The 17,783-nt window shown below is 68.8% G+C and carries 15 protein-coding genes, 1 tRNA gene and 1 pseudogene; 9 read left to right on the plus strand and 8 right to left on the minus strand.

Annotated elements, in window-relative coordinates; genetic code table 11:
• Nucleotides 1-31 precede the first annotated feature (31 nt).
• Nucleotides 32-1,411: a threonine/serine exporter family protein gene (locus tag M3Q35_RS36175; protein ID WP_273937041.1), complete on the minus strand. Its 1,380-nt coding sequence runs from the start codon at nucleotides 1,409-1,411 to the stop codon at nucleotides 32-34.
• 275 nt (nucleotides 1,412-1,686) lie between these two features.
• Here M3Q35_RS36175 and M3Q35_RS36180 point away from each other — a divergent pair.
• Nucleotides 1,687-1,762, plus strand: a tRNA-Thr gene (locus M3Q35_RS36180).
• A 306-nt stretch (nucleotides 1,763-2,068) separates the two neighbouring features.
• Nucleotides 2,069-4,162: an RCC1 domain-containing protein gene (locus M3Q35_RS36185; RefSeq protein WP_273937042.1), complete on the plus strand. Its 2,094-nt coding sequence runs from the start codon at nucleotides 2,069-2,071 to the stop codon at nucleotides 4,160-4,162.
• Here the strand turns inward: M3Q35_RS36185 and M3Q35_RS36190 are convergent.
• From M3Q35_RS36190 to tdh, 3 genes are read right to left on the minus strand one after another with little or no spacing between them, the layout of a single operon-like run.
• On the minus strand, nucleotides 4,147-5,034 hold the full coding sequence (locus M3Q35_RS36190) for a LysR family transcriptional regulator (RefSeq protein ID WP_273937043.1): 888 nt from the start codon (nucleotides 5,032-5,034) through the stop codon (nucleotides 4,147-4,149). The genes M3Q35_RS36185 and M3Q35_RS36190 overlap by 16 nt on opposite strands.
• Nucleotides 5,031-6,212 carry a glycine C-acetyltransferase gene (locus M3Q35_RS36195; RefSeq protein ID WP_273937044.1) on the minus strand — a complete coding sequence of 394 codons (1,182 nt, stop codon included), beginning with the start codon at nucleotides 6,210-6,212 and terminating at the stop codon, nucleotides 5,031-5,033. Before M3Q35_RS36195 ends, M3Q35_RS36190 begins: the two co-directional genes overlap by 4 nt.
• Nucleotides 6,212-7,243, minus strand: coding sequence for an L-threonine 3-dehydrogenase (tdh, locus tag M3Q35_RS36200; protein ID WP_273937045.1), 1,032 nt, complete (start codon nucleotides 7,241-7,243; stop codon nucleotides 6,212-6,214). The genes M3Q35_RS36195 and tdh overlap by 1 nt, the downstream gene beginning before the upstream one ends.
• Nucleotides 7,244-7,385: 142 nt before the next feature.
• Between tdh and M3Q35_RS36205 the strand changes: the two genes are divergently transcribed.
• Together M3Q35_RS36205 and M3Q35_RS48605 are read left to right on the plus strand one after the other, a co-directional pair.
• On the plus strand, nucleotides 7,386-8,492 hold the full coding sequence (locus tag M3Q35_RS36205; RefSeq protein ID WP_273937046.1) for a DUF4190 domain-containing protein: 1,107 nt from the start codon (nucleotides 7,386-7,388) through the stop codon (nucleotides 8,490-8,492).
• Nucleotides 8,493-8,632: 140 nt separating this feature from the next.
• A pseudogene (locus tag M3Q35_RS48605) lies at nucleotides 8,633-9,217 on the plus strand (DUF4190 domain-containing protein); the annotation flags it as partial.
• Between the two features lie 281 nt (nucleotides 9,218-9,498).
• Here M3Q35_RS48605 and M3Q35_RS36215 read toward each other — a convergent pair.
• On the minus strand, nucleotides 9,499-10,116 hold the full coding sequence (locus M3Q35_RS36215; RefSeq protein ID WP_337960509.1) for a DUF6069 family protein: 618 nt from the start codon (nucleotides 10,114-10,116) through the stop codon (nucleotides 9,499-9,501).
• A 189-nt stretch (nucleotides 10,117-10,305) separates the two neighbouring features.
• Here M3Q35_RS36215 and M3Q35_RS36220 point away from each other — a divergent pair, with 189 nt between their 5' ends.
• On the plus strand, nucleotides 10,306-10,884 hold the full coding sequence (locus tag M3Q35_RS36220) for a Uma2 family endonuclease (protein ID WP_273937048.1): 579 nt from the start codon (nucleotides 10,306-10,308) through the stop codon (nucleotides 10,882-10,884).
• 57 nt (nucleotides 10,885-10,941) lie between these two features.
• Nucleotides 10,942-11,970 carry an L-glyceraldehyde 3-phosphate reductase gene (gene mgrA, locus M3Q35_RS36225; RefSeq protein WP_273937049.1) on the plus strand — a complete coding sequence of 343 codons (1,029 nt, stop codon included), beginning with the start codon at nucleotides 10,942-10,944 and terminating at the stop codon, nucleotides 11,968-11,970.
• On the opposite strand, the gene M3Q35_RS36230 is transcribed toward mgrA, so the two are convergent.
• Together M3Q35_RS36230 and M3Q35_RS36235 are read right to left on the minus strand one after the other, a co-directional pair.
• Nucleotides 11,953-13,422, minus strand: coding sequence for a sensor histidine kinase (locus tag M3Q35_RS36230; protein WP_273937050.1), 1,470 nt, complete (start codon nucleotides 13,420-13,422; stop codon nucleotides 11,953-11,955). The two genes, mgrA and M3Q35_RS36230, sit on opposite strands and share 18 nt — an antisense overlap.
• Nucleotides 13,422-14,126, minus strand: coding sequence for a response regulator transcription factor (locus M3Q35_RS36235; RefSeq protein WP_273937051.1), 705 nt, complete (start codon nucleotides 14,124-14,126; stop codon nucleotides 13,422-13,424). Before M3Q35_RS36235 ends, M3Q35_RS36230 begins: the two co-directional genes overlap by 1 nt.
• Nucleotides 14,127-14,238: 112 nt before the next feature.
• Between M3Q35_RS36235 and M3Q35_RS36240 the strand changes: the two genes are divergently transcribed.
• Together M3Q35_RS36240 and M3Q35_RS36245 are read left to right on the plus strand one after the other, a co-directional pair.
• Nucleotides 14,239-14,973, plus strand: a complete 735-nt coding sequence (locus tag M3Q35_RS36240; protein WP_273937052.1) for an FAD:protein FMN transferase — start codon at nucleotides 14,239-14,241, stop codon at nucleotides 14,971-14,973.
• 481 nt (nucleotides 14,974-15,454) lie between these two features.
• Entirely contained in the window at nucleotides 15,455-16,258 is an 804-nt protein-coding gene (locus M3Q35_RS36245) for a hypothetical protein (RefSeq protein WP_273937053.1), read from the plus strand.
• A 585-nt stretch (nucleotides 16,259-16,843) separates the two neighbouring features.
• Here M3Q35_RS36245 and M3Q35_RS36250 read toward each other — a convergent pair.
• Nucleotides 16,844-17,431, minus strand: a complete 588-nt coding sequence (locus M3Q35_RS36250; RefSeq protein WP_273937054.1) for a TetR/AcrR family transcriptional regulator C-terminal domain-containing protein — start codon at nucleotides 17,429-17,431, stop codon at nucleotides 16,844-16,846.
• Between the two features lie 56 nt (nucleotides 17,432-17,487).
• On the opposite strand from M3Q35_RS36250, the gene M3Q35_RS49000 reads away from it, so the two are divergent.
• Entirely contained in the window at nucleotides 17,488-17,658 is a 171-nt protein-coding gene (locus M3Q35_RS49000; protein WP_379794420.1) for an aromatic-ring hydroxylase C-terminal domain-containing protein, read from the plus strand.
• Nucleotides 17,659-17,783 lie beyond the last annotated feature (125 nt).

Raw genomic sequence — 17,783 nt, forward strand, 5'->3', positions numbered from 1 at the left:
GTGTACGGGCCAAGGGACCTGGGAAACCGGCTCAGGAATCGGCGGAACGCAGGCGTCGTTCCAGCCGGCCGAGGCGGGTTCGGACCGGGTGGGCCAGGAATTCGCCGAGCACCATGCCGGCGGCCAGCGCCAGCCCGATGCCCATGGCCAGCACGAGCGTGGACAGGCCGGCCACGTCGCCTTGCACCGTCAACTGGTACAGCCCGCGATACGTGGTGAGACCGGGCAGCAGCGGCGTGAGACCGGAGATCCCCACCACCAGCGGCGGCACCCTCAGCCGTCGCGCCAGCAGCTGGCCGCAGAAGCCGATCAGCACGGCGGCCAGCGCGGAACCGGTCAGCACGTCGGCGCCGGCGGCCTGGAGCGTGCTGTACGCGCCGACGCCCATCGCGCTGGCGATGCCGGCGACGAGCAGCGCCCGGGGCTGGCCGTAGCTGGCCAACGCGAAGAACACCGCGGCGGCCGCACCGGTGACGATCTGGATCGGCACCGTGCCGAAGCTCAGCGGGGACACCGGGGCCAGCGTGGAGCCGATGCCGAAGTGCACGCCGATGCGTAGCGCGAAGGCGACGCCGGTGATCAGGCCGACCGACATCAGCAGCGTCTCCATGGTGCGGCCCGACGCCGTGACGTTGTAGCCGTTGATCGCGTCCTGCACCGAGCTGACCACCGACAGCCCGGACAGCAGCACCACGATCCCGGCCGCGACCACCAGGGACAGCTGGTTGGGCGGCACCAGGCCGGTGGCCGTGGCGATCAGCGCCCCGGCCGCGCCGAGCGCGCCGCCGACCACCTGCTGGAAGAAGAACGGCAGGTTGAACCGGTTGAGGATGCGGCCGACGCGGTCCACCGCCGCCGTCACCACCGCCGCGACCAGCGCCATCATCGGGCCGCCGCCGAGCAGCAGGGCCACCGAAGCCGCCATCGCCGCCCACGCCATCGTGGCCAGCCAGCGCGGGTACGGGTGCTGGGCGGCACTGATCGCGTCCAGTTCGGTCGACGCCTCCTCGGCCGTCACGCGGCCGGCGATCACCCGGCGGACCAGGGCTTCCAGGCCGGCCAGGCGGGTGTAGTCGAGGCCGCGGGAACGGACCACGCGCATGGACATCACCGGCGACGCGGCGGTGCCGCGATGGCAGCAGACGGAGATCGAGATGAACGTCACATCGACCTCGCAGCGGGGCAAACCGTAGGCCGAAGTCACCTGCACGAGCGTCGACGCCACGTCCGCGGCGGCCGCGCCGCTGGCCAACTGGACCTCGCCGATGCGCAGCGCGAGATCCAGCACGAGGTTCACCGTCGCGTCCGACGGCAGCTCGGGGCCTACTTCCACGCCCGTCGCCGCCGTCGCCGGCACCGCCAGCCGCCGCCGTCGCCAGAAGTTCGCCCGCGTCCCCCGGGTCTGCCGCACTGCTCGTTCCTCCTCGATCGTCCGTACGCAGGATCGGTCCCGTTCACCCAACCGTTGCAAGGGCGTGGACGTGGTCTCCGACACGCTCCGCCGGGTTACCCCGATCGGCGGACCGCGACCACCCATGGTGCCCGTCGCTTCCGCCCTGGTCAGCGGCGGTACGCGCCACCCGAGCGGCTGAGGCGACGTCCAGAAGGAGGAACGCGGTTCTACCCTGAGCAGACCAGAACACACAGGTGATGCCAGCGTGAGGTGTTTACGATGAGCGCGGCCGTGCCGGCGTAGCTCAATTGGCAGAGCACTCGCCTTGTAAGCGAGGGGTTGCGGGTTCAAGTCCCGCCGCCGGCTCCACCCCACTCCATCTGATCTCCTTCCCCGCGCGCGGTCGTCCGACCTCGGCCGCGGGTTGCGCCGAAAATTCCGTTCTGCACCTAGGGGTGCTGCTGGCCGACAAGTCTGGTGTGGGCGATTTGGGCCGTGCCAAGGTCTCCGGCGAGTCGGGACAGTGCCCAGTGCAGGGGAAAGCACATGCCGCTCGCCAGGATTGGCATGCTCGTGGCCGCGGTCGCCGCGGCGTCTTCGTTAGCGGTTCCGGCGGCGCAGGCGGCGCCGCAACGGACATCGGGACTCGGGTTCACGGTGGTGAGCCCCAGTCGAGTGCAAGACACCAGGATCCCGGCGAATGGTCGCAGCACCTTCGCGGTGCCGCAGGTGCCGGACGACGCGGTGGCGGTGCTGGTCAACGTGACCGGGGCGAACCCGGACGGGCCGACGACGCTCAGCCTGCCGGCGCTCGGCGAGCCGACGGTGAACCTCCGGGCCGGCGAGACCAGGGCGAACCTGGCGGTGGTGCCGATCGGCAACCACAGCCTCACCGTGGCGGCCGGCCCGAACGCGGTGGAGGCGGTGATCGACCTCGCCGGCTACTACTCGGCCAACGGCACGGCGAAGTACACGCCGCTCAACCCGCAGCGAGTCATGGACGCCACCCCGGTCGGGCCGGACGGGACGATCACGCTCGACCTGTCGGCGCAGGTCCCGGCGGGTGCGACGGCGGTGACCTTCAACCTGACGGCCGCGAATGCGACGGCGTCGAGCGCTGTCACGGCATACGCCGCCGGCCAGCCGAAGCCGTCGACGGCCAACCTCACCGCGACGCCGGGGGAGGACACGCCGAACCTGGTGACCGTGGGCCTGAGCGCCGACCGCAAGGTGACGCTGGCCAACGCGGCCGGCACGGTGGACCTGAGCGCGGACCTGGCCGGCTACTACTCGCCGCAATCCACGCAGGCCTTCTACCCGGTGTCCCAACTGCGGGTGCTCGACACTCGCAGCTGGGACGGCAAACCGCGTGATCCGATCACCGAAGGCGCGGAACACCGCCTCGATCTGAGCGGCTGGCTACCCGCTGGCGCGACGGCGGCGGTAGTCAACCTGACCGCCACCAACGTTTCCGTCGCGACGTACGTCAGCGCGCACCCGGCCGATCAGCAGCGGCCGTCGGCCCGCACGATCAGCGCGACTCCCGGCCGGACCGTGGAGAACCTGGCCGTCATAGCGGTGAGCGCGGACCGTGCGCTCGACCTCTACAACTTCCACGGCCAGGTCGACGTGCTCGCCGAGATCGCCGGCTACTTCGCGCCCGCGCGGACGGCCTGCCAGCGCGGCTGTGTGTACGGCTTCGGCACCAACTCCGACGGCCAGGCCGGCAACGGCACCGTCGGCGGCATCACCGCGGCCGCCGCGGTGTACGGCCTCGACTCCGTCGTCGCGGTGAGCGACTACGGCCCCACCCGCTATGCCGTGCGCTCCGACGGCTCGGTGTGGGCCTGGGGCTGGAGCGCGAAGGGCGCGCTGGGCGCCGGGCCGGTGGGGTCGGGCGACGTACAGGGCTCGCCCACGTACCGCAGCTACGCGCCGTTCCCGGTGAAGATTCCCGGGCTGTCGAACATCGTCGCGGTGTCGGCGCAGGTGGCGCTGCGCGCCGACGGCACGGTGTGGGTGTGGGGCCAGAACGCCTACAAGCACCTGGGCCCGGGCTTCCCGCACGGCCAGTACGACACGCCGGTCCAGGTCACCGAGCTGAACCACGTCGTGGCGATCGCCGGCGACCTCGACCACACGTACGCGGTCAAGGCCGATGGCACGGTGTGGAGCTGGGGCTGGAACAAGGCGGGCGAGCTCGGTAACGGCACCATCGGCACGGACTGTGAGAGCAAGGCCGGCGACGGCGACCAGCAGCCGAACTGCGCGGCCGGGATTCCGGTGCGGGTCAAGGGACTCGGCAACGTCACGAAGATCGCGCCAGGTCTCGCCGTGAGGTCCGACGGCAGCTTGTGGCAGTGGGGTCCGCGCGACACCGACCGTCAGGACAACGCGCCGGTGCGGGTGCCGGGCGTGAGCAACGCCCGGGCGGTGGCGGCAGGGGGCTCCAACTACGTGCTGCGCGCCGACGGCACAGTGTGGGCCTGGGGCTTCGGCTGGAACGGCAGTCTTGGCGACGGCACCGAACATACGTCCTATGTGGACAGTCCGGTCAAGGTGAAGAACCTGGCTGGCGTGCGGGCGATCGGGGCCGGCGTCCTCAGCGGCTACGCCGTGACCTCGGACGGCAAGGAATACGCCTGGGGCGGCGGCCAGGACGGCCTGCTCGGCGACGGCAATGAGCGCGCCAAGAGCCTTGTGCCGGTACCGGTTCCCGGCGTGAGCGGCGCTACGGGCCTGGGCAGCAACGGTTACGCGATCGCCTGACCGCGCACCAGGGCGGCGAGGACCAGCCGGATCAGCGGATGGTCCTCGCTTCCCTTGCGCACAGCGGCGAACACCCGGCGCAGCGACTGATTCCCCTTGACGGGAACGGCCACCGCGCCGGGCTTTTCGGTGAAGGCGTTACGTGGCACCAAAGCCACGCCGGCACCAGCGGCGACCAGGGCCACGATGGCGCTGAAGTCGTCGGAGGTGTGTCGGATCCGCGCGTCCGGACAGGCCAGTAAAAGCACGTCACGGCAAGGGTTTCCGGGTAGCGGGGCGATCCAGTCCTCGTCGGCGAGTGTGCTGACATCCACTTCGGACCGATCGGCCAGCTCGTGGTCTTCGGGCAGCACGACGTCAAAAGGCTCCACGTACAACGGAAAACGCGTCAGCCGGCGGTCGTCGGTCCGCGGCGCGGTCCGGTACTCCTCGGTGATGGCGACGTCGATCTCGCCGTCCAGCAGCAATGGCACGCTGGCGTGGCCCTCGGCATCCTGCACGAGCAGCGTCACGTCCGGGGCGCCGGCCCGCAGTGCGGCCACGGCCGGCGCGACCACCTGCGTGATGGCCGAGGCGAAGCTGGCCAGCCGGACCGGGCCGCGCACGCCGGCGGTGAACGCCGCCAGCGTGGCCTCGGCCCGTTCCAACTCGGCCGCCACGGCGTTGGCGTGCACGACCAGCAGTTCGCCGGCCGGCGTCAGCCACACCCGCCGGCCCTTGCGGCGCAGCAGCTGCTGCCCGGTCTCCGTCTCCAACGCGGCCAACTGCTGCGACACGGCGGACGCCGTCAGATGCAGCGCCAGCCCCGCCGCGGTCACCGTGCCGTGATCGGCCAGTGCCCGCAGCACCCGCAGCCGTCGAGGATCGATCATCCGTCCATCTTGGACCGTGCCGCGACGAAGGCGTCGACCGCACGGTTCACGTCGTCAAGGGAATGCGCGGCCGACATCTGCGTGCGGATGCGGGCCTTGCCGTGCGGCACCACCGGGTACGAGAAGCCGATCACGTAAATGCCCTGCTCCAGCAGCAGATCGGCCATCCGGCCGGCCTTGGCCGCGTCACCGATCATCACCGGGATGATCGGGTGCTCGCCGGGCAGCAGGTCGAAGCCCTCCTCGGTCATCCGGCGACGGAACAGCTCGGTGTTGGCCCGCAGCCGGTCCAGCAGCTCGCCGGACGAGCTGAGCAGGTCGAGCGCGGCCAGCGCGGCGCCGGTGATGGACGGGGCCAGCGAGTTGGAGAACAGGTACGGCCGCGAGCGCTGTCGCAGCATCTCCACGATCTCCGCGCGCGCCGACACGTAGCCGCCGCTCGCGCCGCCCAGCGCCTTGCCCAGCGTGCCGGTGACGATGTCCACCTTGTTGGTCACGCCGAACAGCTCCGGCGTGCCGCGGCCGGTCGGGCCGGTGAAGCCCACCGCGTGCGAGTCGTCGACCATGACCAGGGCGTCATAGCGTTCGGCCAGCTCACAGATCTGGTCCAGCGGCGCCAGGTAGCCGTCCATGGAGAACACGCCGTCGGTGGCGATCAGCCGGTACCGGGCGTCCTTGGACTCCTGCAGGATCCGCTCGAGGTCGGCCATGTCGCGGTTGCGGTAGCGCTGGCGCTTGGCCTTGCACAGCCGGACACCGTCGATGATCGAGGCGTGGTTGAGCTCGTCGGAGATGACCACGTCCTGGTCGGTCAGCAGCGTCTCGAACAGGCCGCCGTTGGCGTCGAAGCAGGAGCTGTAGAGGATCGTGTCCTCGGTGCCGAGGAACTCCGACAGCTTGGCCTCGAGCTGCTTGTGCAGCTCCTGCGTGCCGCAGATGAAGCGCACCGAGGCCATGCCGAAGCCCCAGCGGTCCAGCGCCTCGTGCGCCGCCTTGACCAGCACCGGGTGGTCGGCCAGGCCGAGGTAGTTGTTGGCACAGAAGTTGAGCACGTGCTCGCCGGTGACGCTGACCTGCGCCGCCTGCGGCGAGCCGAGGACCCGCTCGGCCTTGTACAGCCCGGCCTCGCGGATCTCGGCCAGCCCGGCCCGCAGGTCGTCCCGCATCGCGCCGTACATCACTTCTCCGTCCAGTCGAGTAGCACCTTGCCGCAGCGGCCGGCCCGTGTCGTGTCGAAGGCCGTCTTGTGCTCGGTGTAGTGGAACTTGTGGGTGATCACCGGGGCCACGTCGAGGCCGGCCTGGAGCAGCACCGACATCGAGTACCAGGTCTCGAACATCTCCCGGCCGTAGATGCCCTTCAGGTGCAGCATCTTCAGCACGACCGAGCCCCAGTCCACCGGGAACTCCTTGGCCGGCAGGCCCAGCATGGCGATACGGCCGCCGTGCGACATGTTGGCGATCATTTCCTGCAACGCGCTGGGCTGGCCGGACATCTCCATGCCGACGTCGAAGCCCTCGGTCATGTTCAGCTGCTTGAAGGCGTCGGCCAGCGTCGACTCGGCCACGTTCAGGGCCAGGCTCACGCCGACCTTGCGGGCCAGCTCCAGCCGGTGCTCGCTGACGTCGGTGATGACCACGTGGCGGGCGCCGGCGTGCCGGGCGATGGCCGCGGCCATGATGCCGATCGGGCCGGCGCCGGTGATCAGCACGTCCTCGCCGATGACCGGGAAGGACAGCGCCGTGTGCACCGCGTTGCCCAGCGGGTCGAAGATCGCCGCCACGTCCAGGTCCACCTCGGTGCGGTGCACCCAGGCGTTCGTCTCGGGCAGCACCGCGTACTGCGCGAACGCCCCGTTGCTGTGCACGCCGAGGCCGCGGGTGTTGGCGCACAGGTGGCGGCGGCCGGCCTTGCAGTTGCGGCAGGTGCCGCAGACCAGGTGGCCCTCGCCGCTGATCAGGTCGCCGACCTTGACGCCCGTGACGTTGCGGCCGGTCTCCACCACCTCGCCGACGAACTCGTGGCCGAGAACCAGCGGCGGCTTCACGTTGCGGGCCGCCCAGTCGTCCCAGGAGTCGATGTGCAGGTCGGTGCCGCAGATGCCGGTGCGCAGCACCTTCACCGCCACGTCCGCCGGCCCCACCTGCGGGTCCGGCACGTCCGTGAGCTCGAGACCCGGCGCCGCGTCGACCTTGACCAGTGCCTTCATGGCCGAAGTCTGACCCCGTGTCGCTGTGCAGTCCATCGCGACTTTCTGAATTCGCTTGTTAGTGGTATTTAACAGCTCAGGTATCGGCGGCGAGGCCTTGATCCTCGCTGTCCGTTAAGGGGAGAAACGGTGGTTTGTCGAGATGTCATTTGATCCTGAGCAGAACCAGCCGGACATGCCGTACGGCATGCAGGGCGAGTCGTTCGGCACCGAGCCCGTCGGCATGCGGGGCGAGTCCTTCGGGCCGCCCTACCAGCCGTACGGCATGCAGGGCCAGTCGTTCGACCCGTACGGAATGCCGCCCGGCCGGCGCGGCATCAGCGGCTTCGCCGTCGCGTCGCTGATCTTCGGCCTCATCGGCGGCATCCCGCTCGGGCTGATCTTCGGCATCGTCGCGCTCGGCAAGATCAGGCGGACCGGCCAGCGCGGCAAGGGGTTGGCCATCGCCGGGCTCGTGCTGACCGGGGCGTGGGTCGCGCTGTGGATGGTGATCTTCTACGGCGGCGTGCTGCACGCGATGCGCGAGACGCCGGCCGCCGCGGTCAGCTACAACTTCAAGGCCGGCCAGTGCTTCCAACGGGCCCCGATCAACCAGGCCGGCGCCTCAACTCCGGTCGACTGCGCCCAGCCGCACTACGGCGAGGTGTTCGCGGTGGAGCCGGCGCCGTGGCCGACCTACCCCGGCAAGACCGCCGTCGAGGAGTTCGCCAAGGGCAAGTGCCCGGTCGATGTCATCAAGGCCCTTCCGCCCGGCATGAACCACCCCGACATCGGGGTCGCCTTCCTCTTTCCGGAGGACACGGCGTGGGCGCGGGGCGACCGGACCATCAAGTGCTTCTTCCACCGGCACGACGACCAGCCGATGACCGGTCTGGTCAAGGACACCGGCGTGCCTTACACCGACGAGCAGAACCGCTACCTGAGGGTGTCCCAGCCGTACGACGCGGCCGTGCGGGCGCAGGACGCGGCGGTGACCTGGCCCGATCAGCACGACGCCGCCGTGCGGGCGGTTCCGGTGCTGCAAAAGGAAATCGACGTGCTGAAGGCTGGTCCGTGGCCGGCCGACGCCAAGGCCGCCGTCGACGCGCTCATCGCCGCCAAGCAGGTGGAGCTGGCCGACCGGCAACAGGCCGCGGCCGCCCCCGACCGGGGCTCTCTGACCAATGCCCTGGACGCCGCCGGCCGCCACAGCGGCGCCGACCAAACCGATGCCGTCCGGGCGGCCCTGCACCTCCAGCCGCTGCACTAAAGCCGCTTCGTCGGGGCGGTAACCTTGGGGCTGTCCGCCAAGGGGGTAATCCGGACATGTCGACCGAGCCCGAGCAGCCCGCGTACCAGAACTATCCGGCCATGCCGCCCGCACAGGCGGCGCCGTGGATTCCGGGCGGCATGCCCTACGGCGTGCCGCCCGGCTGGCGGCCGAGCGTCAACGGCTTCGCCGTCACGTCGCTGGTGCTGGGCATCCTCGGGCCGGTCGGCGGGCTGGTGCTGGGGCTGGTGTTCGGCATCATCGCGCTGTCCGACATCAAGCGGACCGGGCAGCGCGGTCGGGGGCTGGCCATCGCCGGCATCGCCGTGTCCAGCGTCTGGATCTTCCTCGTGATCGCCTTCATCTGCCTGGCCATTGTCGGCGCGGCCCTCGGACCGACCACGCAGTCCAGCGGCGCTTCGTCCACCGGCTTCTCGCTCAAGCCCGGTCAGTGCTTCGACCGGGACCCGAACAGCAAGTCCTCCGCCGTCAGCGTGATCGACTGCGCCCAGCCGCACGACGCCGAGGCGTTCGCCAGCGAACCCCTCACATCGGTGTCCTATCCCGGGCTGACCGCCGTGCAGGCCATCGGCGAGCATCGGTGCCCCGACGACGCCGACCACTGGCTCACCGCCGGGCTGAACTACCCCGACTTCGCCGTGCACTACCTGTTCCCGCAGGAGTCGTCGTGGACACGCGGGGACCGGACCGTGATCTGCTTCTTCCGGCGGATCGACAACTTCAAGATCACCGGGCACGTCAAGGACGCCGGGCTGCCCTACACCGACGACCAGAAGCGCTACCTGGACGCCGTCGGTCCGTACGACAAGATCGTGGACGAGGAGTACGACGCCCCGACCTGGACGTCGGAGCGGGACGTCGTCGTGCGGTCCCTTCCCGTGTTGCAGAAGGAGATCGACGTCCTGAAGGCCGGTCCTTGGCCGACCAACGCCCAGGCTTCCGTCGACGCGCTCGTCGCCGCCAAGCAGCTCGAGCTGGCCGACCGTCAGCGGGCGGCCGCCGCCACCGACTCCGACAGCCTCGACGACGCCCTGGCCGATGCCGACGGCCATGACGGCTCCGACGAGGACGCCGCCATCAGGACCGCCTTGCACCTGGCCCCGCGCTGATCACTGCTCGCCGCGCCACTCCACCGTCTCGTCGTACGGGCCGATGTGGCGCTGCGGGGCTCGATCCGCACCGTGCCCGGTGCGAAGCTGGTCAGGATGCCCGTCACCGCCAGGCCGATGGCCAGGTTGATCAGGCCCGTAGTCACCCGGCTGGCCAGGTCCACCGGCAGGCTCAGCGGGAGAACCACCGCGATCAGCGTCAGCAGGACCATGATCCACGTGAAGAACACCGTCGCCCTCGGCGTGGTGACCAGCAGTAGATGCAGCAGCCCCGTCGCCGCCAGCGCGATCGCCGCCGACACCAGCGCGTACGTCACCGTGTTGGCGTTGCCCCACACCCCCTCGCCCTTCGGGGCCAGCACCTCCACCTGGACCAGCCCTCGGGCGATGAGGATGCCCACCACCGCGATCAGCCCCGCGACCAGCGCCGTTGCCGCCGCCCCCGCCCACAACCTGCCCGCGTCGACCCTGATCTGGGTGCTGTTGTCGGTCATCACGCGTCCTTCCGCACGCCGGCCCTCAGGTCGATTGTCCCGCCCATGAGCCCCGCGCGCCCGCCAGCGATCGGGCGGTTGGTCACGATCGAGTCGACTTGACGGCACAATGAGATGAAAATGCAGGTAGATGGATTGTCGGCAGTTCATGGGAGGGTGGTCGTGAGTCGAGCCGAGGAGGAGATTCCGGTGAGCGCAGCGCTCGCGCACCCGATCGGCCAGCACACGATCGAAGACTGGCTGGCGGCCGATCAACCCGAGGACGGGTCCCGCCTTGAACTGATCCTGGGGTACTTTCACGTGAGTCCGGCGCCCTCCATACAGCACCAGTTCGCCGGCGACGAGCTCCGATTGCTGTTCAGGCGCGCCCTCCGCGAGGCCGGCCGCGACGACCTGAACGTGGTGACCGCTGTTGCTGCGGAGATCAGCTCGCTGCTGCGCACGGGACTCGTTCCGGACGTTGTGGTGATCGACATCAGGCCGTTCGGAACGAGCGTCAAGGCGAAGAATCTGGTGCTGGCCGCGGAGGTCTGGTCGCCGGGCAACACGCGCGACGAGCGTGAAAGCAAGATCATCGCCTATGCGAACGCCGGAGTGCCCTACTTCTGGGCTCTCCACCAGGACCGGTTCGGCGATGTCTCGGTCACCGCCTACCGCCTCGAAAACGGCCAGTACGTGGAGGAGCTGACCGCTGTGCCTGGGGAGACCGTCACCATCAAAGCGGCTCCCGTGCCGGTCACGTTCGACCCCGCTGTGCTGAGCCCGTGACCTGAAACGCACCTAGACTCGCGTCCGTTCGGGTGGCGCGGGCGAGGAGGCGGGACGGTGCCGTACGAGGCGGCGGGTGGGCGTTACGAGGACATGAGCTACCGGCGGTGTGGGCGCAGTGGCCTGCGGCTGCCGGGGATCTCGCTGGGGCTGTGGCACAACTTCGGCGACGACCGGCCGTACGAGCTGGGCCGGGGGATCGTGCGCCGGGCGTTCGACCTGGGGATCACGCACTTCGACCTGGCCAACAACTACGGCCCGCCGTACGGGAGCGCGGAGGCCAACTTCGGCAAGATGCTGCGCGACGACCTCAAGCCGTACCGGGACGAGCTGGTGATCTCCACGAAGGCGGGCTACGACATGTGGCCGGGCCCGTACGGGGAATGGGGTAGCAGGAAGTACCTCACGGCCTCCCTGGACCAGTCGCTGAAGCGGATGGGCCTGGACTACGTGGACATCTTCTACTCGCACCGTTTCGACCCGGACACGCCGCTGGAAGAGACGATGGGCGCGCTGGTGAGCGCCTACCAGCAAGGCAAAGCGCTGTACGTGGGAGTGAGCAGCTACTCGGCGACGAAGACCCGCGAAGCGGCGGAGATCCTGCGCACGGCGGGAGTGCCGCTGCTGATCCACCAACCGTCCTACTCGATGCTGAACCGCTGGATCGAGGCGGAGCTGCTGGACGCGCTGGACGAAGTGGGCGCGGGCTGCATCGCCTTCTCGCCGCTGGGCCAAGGCATGCTGACGGACAAGTACCTGAACGGCGTCCCGGAGGGATCCCGTGCCTCGCAGGACAAGTCGCTGTCGACGAACCTGCTGTCGGACGAGAACCTGGCTCGGATCAGGGCCCTGAACGACATCGCCCAGCAGCGCGGCCAGTCGCTGGCGCAGCTGGCGCTGACGTGGTCGCTGAGGGACCCGAGGGTGACGTCGGCGCTGATCGGGGCGAGCTCGATCCGTCAGCTGGAGGACAACGTGGCGGCGCTGGATGCCCCGCCGCTGACCGACGACGAGCTGGCGGCGATCGACAAGCACGCGGTGGAGTCGGGCATCGACCTCTGGGCGACGTCACACCTGGCCGGCTGACAGCGGCAACCGCACGGTGAACACGGTGGCGCCGGGCTGGCTCTGCAAGGAGACGGCGCCACCGTGCGCGGTGACGAGCGAGTGCACGACGGACAACCCGAGCCCGGTCCCGCCGCTGCCCCGCGTGCGGGAGTCGTCGACGCGGTAGAAGCGGTCGAACACCTTGGCCTGGTTCTCGGGACTGATGCCGGGCCCGCCATCGGCGATCTCGGCGACGGCCCAGCCGGGCTCGGCCCGCAGCCGCAGTGTCACGGGAGTGCCGGGATCGGTGTGCACGGCGGCGTTGGTGAGCAGGTTGTCGAGCACCTGCCGAAGCCGCATGGGATCGCCGACCAGGGGTAGCGACGACGGCTCGACCTCCAAGGTGAACGGATGGTCGGACCGGGCGGCCTGGAAGCCGTCGGCGGCGGCCACGGCGATCTCGACCAGGTCGACGGGCTCAGGCCGCAGCGGCGCTTCGGCGCCGTCGAGGCGGGCCAGCAGCAACAGGTCGTCGAGCAGCAGGCTCATCCGCCCGGCTTCCTCCCGCATCCGCCCGAGGTGCCGCTCGCGCTCGGCGGGCTCGTTGGCCGCGGCGTACGCGAACAGGTCGGCGTAGCCCCGGATCGACGTGAGCGGGGTGCGCAGCTCGTGCGAGGCGTCGGCGACGAACTGCCGCAGCCGCTGCTCGGCGGCCGACCGGGCGACCAGCGACTGCTCGATGTGATCGATCATCACGTTGAACGCGGACCGCAGCTCCTCGACCTCGATGCCACCGCCCTCGCCCTTGGCCCGTACCGAAAGGTCGACGGCGTTGGCGGTCAGGTCGGTGGAGGCGACGGTGTGCGCGGTGGCGGCCATGCCGGCCAGCGGCCGCAGCCCGCGCCGCAGAACCTGTTGTCCGACAAGGACAAGCACGATCAGTGCGAGGCCGAAGCAGACCAGGTTGACCATGATCATCCGGCGGATCGTGGCCTCGCTGTCCTCTTCGGACAGTCCGACCACGGCGACCTGCTTGGCCACACCGGGAATCGTCACCGACATGAACCGGTACCTGCTGCCGCCGGCCACGATGTAGGTCTCGGGGTGCAGCGGGCCGGGACCGGCGACCAGCGCCCGCTCGGCCAGCGCGATCACCTGTTTGTCGTCCACCGGTGCATGAGCGGGGTTGCTGTCGCTGAGGAAGACGTTGCTGCCGGGCCCGAACGTCACGCGGATGCCGATCGGCGGGTCGTGCTCGGAGGTGTGGCCGATCTTGCCCGGCTGCGGCAGCCCGATCGAGCCTTTGGACGCCTTGAACTGGGCCAGCGTGGTGGACAACTGGTCGCTGAGCCGGTTGTCCAGGTATTGATGCAGCAGCGAGGTCGTCACGATGCCGACCAGGCCGAACACCACCAACGCCAGTGCGCCGAGGGCCAGCGCCAGCTGGGTGCCCAGCCGCAGCCGCCGCCACGCGGCCGTCAATCGCTTCATCACGTGGCCCGGCGGACCACATAGCCGACGCCGCGGATCGTGTGGATCAGCGGCTCGTTGCCGTTGTCGATCTTGCTGCGCAGGTGCGAGATGACCAGCTCGACCACGTTGGACCGGCCGCCGAAGTCGTAGTCCCAGACGTGGTCGAGGATCTGTGCCTTGGTCAGCACGGCCGGCGACCGCCGCATCAGGTAGCGCAGCAGCTCGAACTCGGTCGGCGTGAGCGACACCTGCTGCTCGCCGCGGCGTACCTCGCGGGTGTCCTCGTCCAGCTCGAGATCCTCGACGGCCAGCACCGAGCGCTTCCAGCCGGGACCGGTGGTGCGGCGCAGCACGGCCCGCAGCCGGGCCATCAGCTCCTCCACCGCGAACGGCTTGACCAGGTAGTCGTCGCCGCCGCGGGTCAGGCCGGCGACCCGGTCGGCGGTGGCGTCCTTGGCGGTCAGGAACACCACCGGCACCATCGCGCCGCTGGACCGCAGCCGGTCGAGCACGGTGAAGCCGTCCAGGTCGGGCAGCATGAGGTCGAGCACGACGATGTCCGGGTTGAACGCCGCCGCCTCGGTCAGCGCCGCCGAGCCGTTGTTGGCGACGCGGGCCTGCCAGCCCTCGTACTTCGCCACCGTGGCCACCAGGTCGGCGATGTGGGGCTCGTCGTCGACGACCAGCAGTCGGACCGGGGCTTCCGCCTTGTCAGCTCGCACGTGACCATGGTGGCTCAGCTGTGGGTTTCATGACGACTCGACGCCCCGTTCGACAGCTGGCCGACAGAACTCCCACAGCCGGGCCACAGGCTGGCCGCCCATTGTTGACGTCATGCGGCACGTCGAACAGGTGATGGGGATGCCGGTCTCGGTGGACGTCCGTGACCCGGTCGACGTCGCGCCGCTGTACGCCGACCTGCGGCGGGTGGATGCCCGGTTCAGCCCGTTCCGGCCGGACAGCGAGGTCAGCCGCTACGGCCGGGGCGAGGTTGCCGAGGTGTCGGCCGAACTGGCCGAGGTGATCGACATCTGCCGGCACTACGAGCGCATCAGCGACGGTGCGTTCACTGCCACCCCGCCCGGCCGTTCCTTCGACCCGTGCGGCGTGGTGAAGGGCTGGGCCGTGCAGCGTGCCGCCGACGCGCTCCGCCGCAACGGCGCCCAACGGTTCTGCCTCAACGCCGGCGGCGACGTCGTGGCCGCCGGGGAGCCGGAGCCGGGACGGCCCTGGCTGGTCGGCATCCGTCATCCCGAGCAGGCCGACCGCATGTGTGCCGTGCTCGGCGTTCGCGACCTGGCCGTGGCCACCTCGGCGACGTACGAACGGGGCGAGCACATTCTCGACGGCCGCACCGGCCGGCCGGCCCGCGGCCTGCTCAGCGTCACGGTCGTGGCCGGCGACCTGACCACCGCCGACTGTGTTGCCACGGCCGCGTTTGCCATGGGTCGCGCCGGCGCCGCCTGGGCCGACACCCAACCGGGCTGCCTCGTCTTCGCCGTCGACGACGATCTCGCCGTCCACCGATCCGCCGCCCTCGACCCCTACCTCGTTGCCGACGTGGTCTGACGTCGGTGAACGAGGTTACATACTTTCCGGCTGTAAGTCGGCAATCCACGTCAGTAACGCCAGACAATGCACTGCAGTGTCAACTGTGGGACAGGTCGCCCGCCGAAGGATGAAGAAGCCTACATAACCATGTGAATAAACTTCATATCACGGCCTTGACCTCGCATGATCGTGGCGACATTGGTAGGCGACTCGCTTACAGAAAACGAGCTCGACGCACCGTCGACGGAGCCCTGCTGTACGGGCTTCAGTCGGCCGACGGGCCGTGCTGTGTACACGCTGGGGTGAAGTTCTTCGAGGGAGGCCGCATGTGGTCACTGGCGGCGTTCGGCGCTGCTAGCGTTAGCTCGCTGATGATCATCTTCGACGGTGCTGTCATCAGATTTGGATGCGAGCGAAGGAAGGGTCTGTGACTCGGTATAGCAGCAAGGGGGCTCTCTTGCCCGACTTGCCGTGCGCCCCTGAGGGATTTGTGTCGGAAGTGGAAGAGTTGGACGCTGACAGTGCGGCTGCCCTTCTTCGGCAGAACGTAAATAATCGGCTCCTGGACTCTGCGACGGTGGACCGTTATGCGGCGGCGATGCGTCGTGGAGAATGGCGACTCAGCCATCAGGGTATAGCCGTTGATTCCGGCGGAAATTTGCTTGACGGGCAGCATCGATTGGCTGCCATAGTTAAGTCGAAGATGTCGGTGAAGATGCTTGTGGTTCGCGGCGTCGAGAGATCCACCTTTAGCGTCGTGGACACCGGGAAGAAGCGCTCTGCGACCGACAGCCTTCGATTGAGCGGAGTGGCAGATGCAAATCATACTGCCGCTGCATTGCGATACATAGGTCTGTACGACGAGCTTCCGGCGAATGCGGCTTGGAGTGGCGCAAGGGCGCGTATGACTAATGATCAGGTGCTGGCCCTGCATAAGTTGCACCCCGGCGTTGGCGACTGTGTCCGGCGGGCTCGATCGGTTGCGGCGGCCATTGGGATCATCTCGTCGGCCTGTGCTGCCGCGATCTATATCACTGAGCGCGGCAGTGGGGAATCGGCCGACTCCGAAGAGTGGTTTCGTGGCATTGTTACTGGCGCTCGTTTGGAGGTGGGAGATTCTCGCCTGGCGCTTCGGGCGTTCTTTATGAATTCGCGCGCGCAGGGGCACCGTCGCCCGCGTTCGGAGGCTCGTGACCATATCGCCCTGTACATCAAAGCATGGAACAATTGGCTGCGTGGAGAAAAGCGGCAGATGTTGGCATTTCGGCGAGGGGAGGTGATGCCGAAGCCGATCGTATTGTAATTGCGTTCAGTTTTGATGGTTGGTGACGTTCGAGGGATGTGACCCCGCCGAACGTCACCAACCACGAAGCATTGACCGCCGAGGGCGCAGGTGATCGCCTGCTCGGAGGGTGTTGGCTTCGCGTGGCACTATACACCTTGCGTCCTCGGCACTCAATTCATTGGTGTGCTTTTGTGGATCGTTCGCGCCTTGGCGGTGTCGTCCAAGTCGTGGCGGGAAGCATTGAGAGGAGATGTGCGTGGAACGTGGGCCGGGTTGTCGCCACAGTTTTTCCGGTGCTTGTGAAAGTGTTAACCGTGGTGTGGACTGCGATGCAACGTTCATGAACTGGGCGGCGTGGCGTAGCGAGAGTGCTGTCGTGAGGTTGTTGAGCGAAGGTGACACGACCCCTGGTGCGCACTACAGGGGCGCTCTTCACGTGCGGGCCCATTACAAGGTAAGGATCGCGGACCACGCGTTCGAGGTCAGCGTCGAGAAGAAGGTCTCTTCGCTCCCGGTCAAGTAGGATTCATGTGGTTGACAGCCGGGTCAGGGGTGACGCCTTGTTGTCTCTGACCCGGCTAACTGCCTGAAGGACTGGACGGCTCAGACCGAGAGGCGGGCCAGGCGGAGGCCGCTGAGCAGGAGTTCGAGGCCGTATTTGAAGCTCTCGGGCGTGTGGTTTCCAGTGCCGGCTGCGGTGAGCAGGGGGAACAACACCGGGTCCGGCTCCTCGTAGCGAGGCCGGGAGGACTGCTCGTCGGCCACGAAGCCGGAGACGTAGCTGATCAGGGCGACGAGGGCGCGCATGGCGTCCTGGGTGGTGAAACCGGCGGAGGTCAGCATGCGCAGGGCGAGCTCGCCGAGCCGGTTGACGGCGGGGTCGGCGGTGCACGACTCGGCCAGCACCCGGGCACCGTCCCGATGGGACAGCAGGGTCTGCCGGTAGGCCCGGGCGATGTCGCCGAGCTGGTCCATCCACGCGCCGTCGGGCGCGAGGCCGCCGATGCCGTCCCGGATCATCGCGGCGGCCATCTGATCGATCAGGTCCTGACGGTTGCGGACATGCCAGTAGAGCGCGGGCGCCTGCACGTCCAGCCGCTCGGCCACGCCGCGCAGCGTGAGATCGTCCAGCCCGACCTCGTCGAGCAGCTCCAGTGCGGCCCGCACGACGGCATCCCGGCTGAGTTTCACGATTGACACCTTAATGCCGTTCTGAGCACGCTTAACGCCATTAAGGACGCAGCCCGGTGACAAGACCTCGGGCCGGTCGAGTGGACGTGGTCACAGGCCGAACCGATCAAGTGCGGAGATCGGGTTTACTGCTGCGACCGGACGGGCATGTCGTCTGGGTTGGAGAGGAGGCCGCCGGTGCCGTTGTCGCGCTGCGCGCCTGGTTCGGCTCTTCTGCACACGGGTGATGCTCCGATAGGGTGGGGTGGCTGTGACCGGTCACACGCGCTCTGTTACGGTTGCCGCGCAAACCGGGGAGCGGCCGGGTTTGCCAATTCCGTTGGCGCAAGGCCACTTCCGCTTCGCCAGACCT

This window comes from Kutzneria chonburiensis, assembly GCF_028622115.1.
GTDB classification, from domain to species: domain Bacteria; phylum Actinomycetota; class Actinomycetes; order Mycobacteriales; family Pseudonocardiaceae; genus Kutzneria; species Kutzneria chonburiensis.